The organism is Enterococcus cecorum DSM 20682 = ATCC 43198 (assembly GCF_000407565.1).
GTDB classification, from domain to species: domain Bacteria; phylum Bacillota; class Bacilli; order Lactobacillales; family Enterococcaceae; genus Enterococcus_E; species Enterococcus_E cecorum.
Map to the genome: position 1 here is coordinate 1,128,474 of NZ_ASWI01000004.1, position 12,580 is coordinate 1,141,053.

General features: G+C 36.5%; 8 protein-coding genes. All 8 read right to left on the reverse strand.

Features of this window, described 5'->3' with window-relative positions; translation table 11 throughout:
• Positions 1 to 9: 9 nt before the first annotated feature.
• Positions 10 to 4,350: a PolC-type DNA polymerase III gene (locus tag I567_RS11520; RefSeq protein WP_016252402.1), complete on the reverse strand. Its 4,341-nt coding sequence runs from the start codon at positions 4,348 to 4,350 to the stop codon at positions 10 to 12.
• Positions 4,351 to 4,446: 96 nt separating this feature from the next.
• Positions 4,447 to 6,042, reverse strand: a complete 1,596-nt coding sequence (locus I567_RS11525) for a His/Gly/Thr/Pro-type tRNA ligase C-terminal domain-containing protein (protein WP_016252403.1) — start codon at positions 6,040 to 6,042, stop codon at positions 4,447 to 4,449.
• A gap of 16 nt (positions 6,043 to 6,058) precedes the next feature.
• Positions 6,059 to 7,327: an RIP metalloprotease RseP gene (gene rseP, locus I567_RS11530; protein WP_016252404.1), complete on the reverse strand. Its 1,269-nt coding sequence runs from the start codon at positions 7,325 to 7,327 to the stop codon at positions 6,059 to 6,061.
• A 160-nt stretch (positions 7,328 to 7,487) separates the two neighbouring features.
• A complete protein-coding gene (locus I567_RS11535; RefSeq protein ID WP_016252405.1) occupies positions 7,488 to 7,931 on the reverse strand; it encodes a DUF234 domain-containing protein in 444 nt (147 codons plus the stop codon).
• 115 nt (positions 7,932 to 8,046) lie between these two features.
• Positions 8,047 to 8,853, reverse strand: coding sequence for a phosphatidate cytidylyltransferase (locus tag I567_RS11540; protein ID WP_016252406.1), 807 nt, complete (start codon positions 8,851 to 8,853; stop codon positions 8,047 to 8,049).
• A complete protein-coding gene (locus I567_RS11545; protein WP_016252407.1) occupies positions 8,854 to 9,651 on the reverse strand; it encodes an isoprenyl transferase in 798 nt (265 codons plus the stop codon).
• 139 nt (positions 9,652 to 9,790) lie between these two features.
• Entirely contained in the window at positions 9,791 to 11,242 is a 1,452-nt protein-coding gene (locus I567_RS11550; protein WP_248622580.1) for an LTA synthase family protein, read from the reverse strand.
• A 377-nt stretch (positions 11,243 to 11,619) separates the two neighbouring features.
• Positions 11,620 to 12,552: a glycosyltransferase family 2 protein gene (locus tag I567_RS11555; RefSeq protein ID WP_016252409.1), complete on the reverse strand. Its 933-nt coding sequence runs from the start codon at positions 12,550 to 12,552 to the stop codon at positions 11,620 to 11,622.
• Between the last annotated feature and the right edge of the window lie 28 nt (positions 12,553 to 12,580).

Below are 12,580 nucleotides of genomic sequence, written 5' to 3' on the forward strand. Positions count from 1 at the left end.
AGATTCCCCCTAAAAGAGATTATCAAATAAAGAAAGTTGGTTTTCTTCAGGTAGGCCATCAAGTACCCCATGTTCAGACATATATTCAATCAAAGTTTTTGAAACCTTACCACGAGTGGCTAAGTCTTCTTTAGATAAAAACGCGCCTTCTTCACGTGCTTGGACAATTTGTTTGGCCACGTTAATTCCCAAACTTGGCACTGCTCGAAATGGCGCAATTAACTTATTCCCATCAATGACAAAGTTCACGGCATCTGATTTATAAAGATCAATCATCCCAAATTCAAAACCGCGTTCTAGCATTTCATTGGCCAATTCTAAGACCGTTAACAAGTTCTTTTCTTTGGTTGAAGCTTCCATTCCTTTTTCATTAATTTCATCCATACGTGCTTTTACTGCTGCTTTTCCTCGAGACATCGCCACCAAATCAAAATCATCGGCCCGTACAGAAAAATAAGCACAATAATAAAGAATCGGGAAGTAAACCTTAAAGTAAGCCACCCGTAACGCCATTAAGACATAAGCTGCAGCATGGGCTTTCGGGAACATATATTTAATCTTCAAACAAGACTCAATATACCACTCTGGAACTTCTTGTTTACGCATTTCCTCTTGCCAATCATCTGGAATCCCCTTACCTTTACGCACACTTTCCATAATCTTAAAGGCCAGACCATTATCTAGACCCGCATGCATCAAATAAACCATGATATCATCACGACAACCGATAACATCGGCTAGCGTTGTGGTACCATTTCGAATCAGTTCTTCAGCATTTCCTAACCATACATCGGTACCATGTGATAGCCCCGAAATTTGAAGCAACTCAGCAAAGGTATGGGGTTTGGTTTGTTCTAACATGCCACGAACAAAACGCGTCCCAAATTCTGGAATCCCTAATGTCCCTGTTTTTGAACCAATCTGCTCTTCGGTAACGCCTAATACTTCCGGACCTTGGAAAATTTTCATTACTTCAGGGTCATCTGTCGGAATGGTTTTCGGCTCAATTCCGGATAAATCTTGTAACATCCGAATCACGGTAGGATCATCGTGACCTAGAATATCAAGTTTTAAAATATTATCATGAATCGAATGGAAATCAAAGTGTGTGGTACGCCATTCTGCATTAATATCGTCAGCTGGATATTGAATAGGGGTAAAATCATACACATCCATATAATCTGGAATAACGATAATCCCACCAGGATGCTGACCAGTCGTACGTTTCACACCGGTAGCTCCTTTAGCCAAACGATCCACTTCAGCACTACGGTAGTGAAGATCATTATCACGCTCATAGCCTTTCACAAATCCGTACGCTGTCTTATCGGCTACCGTACCAATCGTTCCTGCGCGATACACATAATCTTCACCGAACAAGACTTTGGTATAGTTATGCGCTTGGGGTTGATATTCACCTGAGAAGTTCAAATCAATATCGGGAACCTTATCTCCGTGGAAACCTAAGAAAGTCTCAAACGGAATATCATGCCCATCTTTTTTCAAACGAGTACCACATTTTGGGCAGGCTTTTTCCGGCATATCAAAGCCAGAACCAAATTCACCATTAATATAGAACTCCGAATACTGACAATTTGGACAATGATAATGAGGTGCTAACGGATTCACCTCAGTAATTCCCGTCATCGTAGCAACAAAACTCGAACCCACGGATCCACGGGAACCAACCAAATAGCCATCCTCGTTACTCTTATGCACTAATTTTTGAGCAATCAAGTAAATCACTGAGAATCCATTCCCGATAATCGAATTTAATTCTTTTTCTAAACGCTTTTCAACAATTTCAGGTAGTGGATCCCCGTATAATTCTTTGGCCCGTTTATAACTTAACTCCGTAATTTCTTCTTCTGAACCAGGAATTTTTGGCGTATATAAATCATCTTTGACCGGAATGACGACTTCACACTGCTCATTAATCAAATTAGGATTCGTCACAACAATCTCTTGGGCTTTTTCCGCTCCTAAAAATTGAAACTCAGTTAACATTTCATCAGTCGTTCTAAAATGAACATCTGGTAAATTATGACGATTTAATGGATTACCCGGTCCCATTGAGTTAATCAAAATCTTGCGGTAAATGGCATCTTCTTTATTTAAATAATGGACATTTCCGGTTGCTACGACAGGCTTACCTAATTCTTCACCAATTGTAACCAGATTTTTGATAATTTCTTCTAAGTCTTTTTCATTTTTCACTAATTCTTGCTCAATCAAAGGGGCATACACTGGTTTAGGCATGACTTCGATAAAATCATAGAATTGTGCCAGTTCTTTTGCCGCAGCACGACCTTTTTGCATCATCGCGACAAAGACTTCCCCTTTATCACAGCCAGTACCGACTATCAATCCTTCTCTTAAGCGTGTCAATTCTGTTCGAGGAATGCGCGGTACCTTATCATGGAAATATTTCACATTAGATAAAGAAATCAATTTAAATAAATTTTTCAAGCCAGCTTGTGTCGTTACTAAGATCGTCGCATGGAAAGGACGTGCCAATTTATAAGCATTTTCGCCACCAACACCACGATTTAAATCTTGGTGTAACTTCATATCATGCTTTTCCATTGCCTCTTTAATAAAAATCCAAGCTAGATGCGCCGTTGCTTCTGAGTCATAGATTGCCCGATGATGATGCTCTAAGCCAACGTTAAATTTCTTAGTCAAAACACCTAAGCCAAAACGTTTGAAATCTGGATACAAATAACGTGCAAGTTCTAACGTATCAATGACTGGATTCGTTGAAATTGGCATGCCTTTTTTATCATAGCTCGTATTTAAAAAGCTAATATCAAAAGAAGCATTATGGGCCACTAAAATCGCATCACCCGTAAACTCTTTAAACATCTGCAAGACTTCTGCTTCTGATTTAGAGCCGCGAACCATATCATCGGTAATACCAGTTAATTGAATTGTAGTATTCGATAGTGGATGCCCTGGATCAATAAACTCATCAAAGGTATCAATAATATTGCCTTTATGCATTTTGACAGCCGCTAATTCAATAATCGTATCGTAGACAGCTGAAAGTCCGGTTGTTTCCACGTCAAACACGACATAAGTAGCATCTTCTAAATCGATAGGTGCTGGATTATAAGCCACTTCGACACGGTCATCAACAATATTCGCCTCAATTCCGTAGATAATCTTCACACCAGCCTTTTTCCCAGCTTGATGCGCTTCTGGAAAGGCCTGAGCACCCCCATGATCGGTAATGGCAATCGCTTTATGCCCCCATTTTCCAGCTTGGGTAACTAAATCTGTAATCGAATTGGTCGCATCCATGGTTGACATATTCGAATGTAGATGTAATTCTACTCGTTTTTGGTCCTCTGGTGCATAATCTTTTCTACTTGCATGGGACACTTCAGAAATATCTTGAGCCATCATCGTTAACTCATGTGAAAAACTATCTTCTTGAATACTTCCACGCGCTTTTACCCACATGCCTTTTTTCAGCGCGTTAAACAGTTCTACATCTTTATCATTATTTGAAAAGCGTTTAACAATGAATGAAGAAGTATAGTCAGTAATTTTTATTTGTAACAAGGAACGCTTCGAACGCAACTCACGAATCTCAATATCAAAAATATAGCCTTCAAAGAGCACGCGGTTTTCTTCTTCAACAATCTCAACCATTGGCGTAATTTCATCACTCGGATTAATTTCACGTCCCAACTGGATAGGTCCAGAAAAGCTCGCTCCTTCTTCGACCTTTTCTTGTTTGCGTTTTTCTTGATTGGCAATGGCTTTAGCGGCATTTTCCATCATGATTTGTGCTTGGGCCTGTTGATGTTCTTCGTAAGCTTGTTGTTCTAAACTAGCTAATTCGGCATCCAATTGCAAATTTAAACGGATTCTAGGAAAACCAAACTGCTGGTAATTTTTCTCAATCTTTGGCAAATATTGCTGGCTTAATAAAGGCATAATAGATTCAGAACTAACCGATAAATAAATCTTATTCCCATTTAGAATTGGTTTTTGTCCCTTTAAAGCTTGTTGTAACATTGGGGTATCACATTGCGCCTTCACAAGTGCCAAGGAATAATAATCTTGCAATAACTGTTGATTAAATTGCGTATTCTCAGCTTCAATAAACAACTGAACTTCTGCAATATTCTTAAAAGCCGCTTCTAAATGACTCACAAATGAATGATAAAGTTCAAAAGGTAAAATCTCCGCAAACTGTAGATAAAACAGCCATTTACGTTCAGCTTTTAAGACTTTGACTTGTTTCATCTGACCTTGCTTGATTAAAGGATGTTGCAAAATTTCAGGTGATAATTTCATTTGTTCAAGTAAGATATGATATTTTTCTTGTTGGATAGACAAAACAGACACCTCTTTTTTTTAACAATAAATAAACGTACAATCTATTATAGCAAAAAAAGCGATAGTCCGCGAAAGAAAATTCACGGCTACCACTTCTTATTCTGCATTTTGAGATAATAGAATTTCTAATGTCCCGAGTAAGTCATCTAAACGCACTTCCACCTTAGATTGACTAGACATAATTTCTAATTCCACGACTTGATCGGCTGCTTTTTTACCGACAACGATGCGAATCGGACAACCAATCAAATCCGCTTCAGCAAATTTCACGCCAATACGTTCCTCACGATCATCGACAAGTACTTCATAATTGGCCTGAATTAATTTTTCCTCAACAAATTGCATCAATTGCTTTTGATAATAATCTTGAATTTCCACAGCAATCAGATGCACATCAAAAGGCGCAATAGCACGAGGCCAACTCATTTTTTGACCCACACGCTTTTGATCGACAATTAAAGCAAAGATTTCTGATAAATTCATCGCAAAATGGCCTAATTCGATCTGAACACGCTCATTTTCATCATTGGTCACGTGAAAAACGGAAGAATCAATCGCACGCATATTTTCCACACGAGCAATTCTAACAGCCGAACTTGCCTCTAGTATTCCTTGACTTTCAATAGCTGTTTCACCAGAGTGCACCAAACGCAAATCAACAAATTGAACTTGTTCAAAATTTGCTAGATTGACATTTTGATAGTTCTCAGCAAGAAATACACAATCTGCTAAAAGATAATTTGCTTGCGTTAAGACGGTCTCATCCGCATAAATCTCACATTCAGTCAACAAATCATCCAAACTGGCAAAAACCTTCTCACCTTCAAAGTCTACTATCTCTTCAGTTGCTAAAACTTTATGCAATTTAACTACACTTAATTCATCCTCTTGACGCATAAAGACGGCAATGATTTTCTCTGCTTGTTTGAATAGCTGAATTTGTAGCCTTGGCGCATCCTTTTCAATAGATTGAATCTGCTCCAACGCCAGATAATTTTTAGCACTCACCTTGTTACTACCTTGACTAATTGCTAAAGTCTGTAAAGCTGCATACGAACCTAAAGAAGCCTTCAGCACTGTCTCATAGCCATTTTCGGTATCTCCGGTAAAAACTTTTGATTGTAAGGCATGAATACCATCGCCAGTTAACATCGCAAAGTCAATCTCACATTTACTTAAAAACTGGCTGATTGCCTTTAGTAGCTGCTGATAAATTGCTTCACGTCCTTCTTTTGTTGGATGAAGAAAGAATCCATCGACAAAAAGTTCATGCGTTTCTTTTAATAAAGAGTGCATTCGCTTAACTTCATCTACCGCAATGGTTTGTACTTGATAAAAAGTAAGTGGTAGTTGACGATAAGACTGAATTTCGCGACTTAATAACTGAATCACCGAAAAATCAGTTAAAGCTAAATCAGTCACCAGCTGCAACTGATTATCGGTTAAGACACTTTCCTGTTGTGCCAATTGATTCGTCACACTAAAACGTAACTCATTAGCATCTAAAGCACGTAATTCAGCACGCAATAATAATTCTAGCTTTTGAATAATTCGATTGGCTAAGGGCAGGTAAGCAAAATCATGACTGCCTACTTGACGAATATAGCCACCTTTTAAAAGTAACTGAATATACTCTGCCCCTTCTGTAGACGAATCTTTCAAAGTTGGAATAAATAAATTTGACTGTTTCATTTTTAACCCCTAAAAATTATCTAAAAAACATCCTTTGAATATCATTCCAAGTGACTAAAACAAAGAGCAATAAAATCATCCCTACACCAATCATGGTAATAATACCTTCGTGTTCTGGCTTTAAGGGTTTGCGACGAATCGCTTCTAAAATATTTAATACGAGCTTCCCACCATCTAAGGCTGGAATTGGAAGTAAATTAAAAATCCCAATATTCACTGAAATCAACGCCATATACGCAATAATCGTAATGAGACCTTCATTGGCTACCTGCGCAGATTGTTGGAAAATTGCTACTGGACCACCTAACTTATTAATATCAGGCTGGACAATAATTGATTTCAAAGCTTGGAAAATCTGAGTGGCCATATTTATCGACACTTCAAAACCACCTGTAATCATTGTCATCACACCAGTTTTCTTATACATGGTAATCCCAATTTGGCCAACTTTTTCATCATTGACCGTCACTGTTTTAGGTGTTAAGGTCGTGGTTTTGGTTTGACCATCGCGTATATATTTGACTTTAAGTGATTTTCCTGGATTTTTTTGAATTTCATCTACCAAATCATTCCAGTTACTAATTTTCTTGTTAGCAATTGTTTTAATTTCATCCCCTTGTTTCAATCCCGCTTGACTCGCAGGGGAATCAGGCATAATTTCGCCTAATTTGGAGGTGTTCGGATCACTCATCCCACCTTGAATAAAGACCAAAATCACACATAAGACAAAAGTTAAGATAAAATTGTTTAACGGACCTGCAAAATTAGTAAGCATGCGTTGCCATAATTTAGCTGACTGGAACTGTACATCTCGTGGTGCGATGCGAATCTCCGTACCATCTGATTCAATCACGGTTGCATCATGATCGACAGCAAAACGTACAAGATCGCTATCGTCTCCATTGACATAACCTTCAACATAGAGCTCATCTTCTAAATCACTATCGGCAACCTCAAACGGAATACTATTTTCCAATTCCACTTTTTCGCAGCAATTCATCTTGTGCACGACATTGTTTTCATCCACTACTAATGAAATAAACATCCCTGGTGTTAAGTCTCCACCTTCGTCTGCACCAGCCATGCGCACATAGCCGCCTAATGGAAGCAAGCGAATCGTATAGGCCACCCCATCTTTTCCTTGTTTGGCAAAGACTTTCGGACCCATCCCGATTGAAAATTCACGCACTAAAATACCAGATTTACGTGCAAAATAAAAATGTCCAAACTCATGAACAATGACGATAACTGAAAAGATAATCAAAAATACTAGAATCGATTTCATCTCATCACTCGCTTTCTCAAAAATTATTTTTAATCTAAACAAATTCTTTGGTAAACACCTTTTCTTACTTATTACCCATTTTACAGTTTCTTATCTTATTTTTAAAGTTTTTTAGCTAAATATTGCGAAGATTTAACAGAGTAGACATGATTTTGCAAAGTTAAATTTGCGACAGATACGTATAAATATCAGCAAAAGTCACCAACTCAACATTGTCTAATTGCTCAGCCCGTTCTTTACAAGCTAATGTAAATCCTGTTTTGCTAAACAAGAGATAATGATTATCCACATAAGGGAACATTTGACTACGGTGGATTAATTGATCTAACACCGGTGTATCAACCAGTTCATTTTTCCACTTACATTCACCAAATACTGACGTGTGCCCGGAAGTTCCCATAATATCGATTTCTTCTTGCTTTTTCGTTTGCGGATTCTTGCCCCACCAACTGGCTAAGTCTAAAAAGGAAAAACTCAAGTCATTTTGAAGCAGTCTTTCCCATAAGTATTCGGTACAGATTTTTTCAAAAATAGAACCCATATATTGATCAAGGTGTGGCTCAATATATCGATAGGCTTGCTCACTGGCCCCTCTGGAAATCAAGCTAGTTAGTTGCGGGATATTTAGTATATCATAAACTACTAAATTATGTTCTACTTATTCGCTAGTCAAAAAAAGATAGTTAATCTCCATCGCTGAAAATTAACTATCTCAATATTTAAATTAAACCTAATAAATGCATGATTGGAAATACAAACAACATGCTATCGAAGCGGTCTAAAATGCCACCATGCCCTGGCAAAATCTTACCTGAATCTTTCACACCATAATGACGTTTAAAGGCTGACTCTACTAAATCACCAAATTGACCTACCACTGATAAAACAATCGTCATCAAGGCTACAGTAAATAAAGAATGGTCAAAATACTGTTTAGCAGGGAAAATGATTAAGTAAATCACTGCTACAACAACCGCAGATAAAATACCACCTAAAGCCCCTTCAACCGTTTTGTTTGGCGAAATTTCAGGCCATAATTTGTTTTTACCATATTTACGTCCAAACATATAAGCACCAATATCAGTAGACCAGACAACTAGAAAGGCAAACATTAAAACGATTAGCCCATCTTTATCCATACGTGCGGATACAAAATTACCAAAGCCAATCCCGACATATAGACTGACTAAAACCGGGAAACAAGCTTCATCAAAAGTATAAGTATTTTTGGAAATCACACTTAATCCCAAAATCAGCATTACCACAAAATAATAAAGCATCCATTTTTCCGTATTTACTGGTAAAAAGCTAAACCATGGATTTTTTGGCAAGACGAGCACGATTGCACCGAGGGCCGCCAATACTCCTTCATAGCTTAATAACTGGATTTGACGCATTCTAAATAATTCATAAACGCCAATCACTGCTAATAATGCTGCCGTTAATTGCAAAATCGTACCACCAATAAATAAAATTGGTAAGAAAATCGCTAAAGCTACCACGGCAGTAATTACACGTGTACGCATTTATTTCTTGTCCTCCTTATTATTTAAGCCACCAAACCGACGATCTCTCATTTGGTAACTCGCTAAAGCCTGCTCTAATGCTTTTTCATCAAAATCAGGCCAATACGTATCAGTAAAATAAAATTCACTATAAGCAAATTGCCATAATAGAAAATTACTAATTCGTTCTTCGCCACTGGTTCGAATCATTAGTTCAGGATCACGATATTCACTTGGTAAGAAACTAGTCATCAAGTGATCGGCAAATAGCATATCATTAATTTCTTCAGGTGCTATTTTCCCCTCTTGAACTTCTTTAGCGATATGACGAACCGCTGTTAAGATTTCTGCACGCGAACCATAATTAAAGGCAAAGTTAAGCACCATCCCTGTACAATGAGCCGTTTGTGCCATCGCCCGTTGAATCGCATCATAGGTATGTTTAGGCAGGGCGTCTAGATACCCCATCGCATGCACACGAATATTATCTTCAATTAATTCTGGCACAAAAGTATCAAAAAAATCCACCGGCAATTTCATCAAATAATTGACTTCATCTTCTGGACGTTTCCAATTCTCAGTCGAAAAAGTATATAAAGTTAAGGCCTTTACCCCTAATTTTGCTGCATGCTTCGTAATTTTTTTAACATTGTCCATTCCTGCCTTATGTCCTGCAAAACGTGGTAAGCGACGATTTGTAGCCCATCGTCCATTACCATCCATAATAATCGCGATATGCTGAGGAACACCTAATTCAGGTTGAAAGGTAAATTCTTCTATTTGACTTGATTTTTTCTTCTCAGGAAAAAAACGAAACACCTAGTTCGCCTCCTATCAAAATGTATCTATCTAAGTTATTATACCACAAAACCATACGCAATTACCCACCTTTTTCACGAAATAAAGAGATAATTAAAAAGTGAACACCAGGACAGACCTAGTGCTCACTTTTTAAGCATTAATTATCTTTGGCTATTTTCCGTTCATAATAATCCGACTTTTTGGTAACTTCATCTTCAAAGTTTTGATAGCCCAAACGTTCTGGAACCGTCTTAGTCCCAGAGAATAAGTTTGTACCTAAACCTAAACGATTACCTTCAATCTCAACACCTAAAGCAGCCAAAGTAGTAGGATACAAATCAAAGGTCGTAAATTGTCGATTTTTTGTATATTCAGCTTGAATCGGTGCATTGATGACTTCGTTAAAGACTGTTCTTTGATACTTATCAGAAATATCATTGAAGTAATCCTTGTCCATACTTAAATGATCTCCAGAAATCACAATTGTTGTATTTTCATAGAAAGGTTGTTGCTGTACCCAATTAATAAACTCATTTACCAATTGATCAGAATAATGAATGACATTGGAATATTGATTAGCGTATAATTTCGGCGTTTCAGCTGACATATACCCATCTTCAAAATGCGTATCAGCCGTTAGCATGGTTAAATTAAATGGTTTATCGGATGAAGCTGCTTGAGTCACTACATTTTTAGCATTTTCAAAAAGCTTTTTATCTTCATATCCCCACCAAACATGATAATCACTTGGTATCCATTTATTCTCAATCGCATAATTATAATCTAGAATTTGATAGTTTCCATGTTGTTGGAAATAAGTTTTTCGTCCACCAAAATTCGCATCTGAACCTAACAACAATAAGTTTTGGTATCCATTCTTTTCTAAAATATCCCCTAGCGAATAAGCACCAGGCAAGAATTGCTTTAAATTTTGATAATTAGAATTGTTATCCAATGTATTATTATCTAACGAAGTACGAACAGGAACACCAGCAGATTGAGCTACCATTCCACCAACCGTAAATCCCGTTAAACGAATAGGTAGCGCACCACCAATGGTATCAGTATTAGAAAAGTTAATTGCTTCTCCACTTTGAATACGATTGGTCAAATTTGGCAAAAGATTTTCTTTCTGTGCACCACCTAAATCTTTTGAAATATAGGTAGTTTCCATGGACTCCATGAAAATATAGATTAAGTTGCGTTTTTTCTCTGGAAATGTTAGTTTTACTTTTTTTGGATTAACGTATGCCTTCTCATATAACCCGCTTTTTTCGAAAAAATAAGATTTGACTTCAGCATATCCAATTTCATTAATACTTATAAAGAAGCCAAAAATCAAAATTACTACCGATAATACACTCATCAATAGTTTTTTGAACCTTATAAATTCAAAAACAGTAATCCCTTTTTTTAGTTTTGTTAAACGATTAATACCGTAAAAAATGAAAATTAAGATAAAAATAAAGAATAAGCTTTGCATTAAGGGCCCAAAAATATACGAATCAATTTGTGACTGATCAGTACCTTCAACTGGCTGGGTAAGCGTGAAAATAATTTGATTAATAGAAATTCCCTGGAAATGATTCATCGCCCAATTTGCACTCAATATGCAAAGTAATGCAATCCAAGAACAAAATGTAAATATCCCTACAAAGATTTTATCTATAGTTTTTAATGTTTGATGTTGTGTATATAACTCTTTTTTATTCAGAATATATACGATTAGAAATATAGCTACCGAAACCATTATATATATAAAATAGCAATATATATTTTGAGAAAAATTTTTCAAGCGAAATAAATGAATTAACTGAAAATCATCAACTTTAAGCAAAATAAGGTAGACAGAAGTACCCAAACTGCCCATTCCCCAATATAACGAAAAGAAAAATCTAGAAAACACATTTTCTTGTTTTGAAACATTTACGATAAATAGCACTGCTATCAATAATATTGGAAAAAGTATCATTAAATCATCTCCATTTATTTTTTATCTCGTTCTTTAACAATATAAATAGGTCGTTTTTTCGTTTCTAAGAAAATTTTACTAATATATTTTCCAACAATACCCAGGCATAACAATTGTATACCTCCAATGAAAAGGATAATACAAACCAATGAAGGCCATCCAGAAGTAGGATCTTTAAAAATCAACGTTTTAACAACAATGAAAATCATTGCAATAATCGAAGCAAAACATGAAAATGCGCCCACAAATGAAGCGAGATTTAGAGGTGCTTCCGAAAAGTTTACAATGCCATCAATTGAATACTTAAACAGACTCCAAAATGACCATGAAGTTTGGCCCGCAACACGTTCTCGATTTTCATATTCAAGATACTTAGTGTTATAGCCAACCCAGGCAAATAATCCTTTAGAAAAGCGATTGTACTCCGATAATTCTAATACAGAATCTACCATCTGTCTAGTCATTAATCTAAAGTCACGCGCTCCATCCACCATTTCTACTTCTCCTATATGATTAATAAGTTGATAAAATTTTCTTGCAAACCAGCTTCTGATTGATGGTTCGCCTCTTCGATTAATTCTTCTTGTGCCAACACAGTCATATTCACCCCGTTCTAAAATTCGAACCATTTCAATCAATAGCTCAGGGGGATCTTGTAAATCAGCATCCATGACTGTCACATAATCTCCATTAGTCTCTTTTAATCCTGCATATAAAGCAGCTTCCTTACCGAAATTACGAGAAAACGATAAATAATGTACATTTTGTTTTTTAGAAAGTTGCCTTAATTTCAAAAGTGTATCATCAGTTGATCCATCATTAATAAAAATATATTCAAAATAAAAATCTTGTAACTTCCGGTCAACCTGTACTAATTCTTTATAAATTATCGCTATAGTTTCTTCTTCATTATAGCATGGAATAACTATTGAAATTTTTTTCAACATAATTCTCCTATTTATCAATAATTTCTAT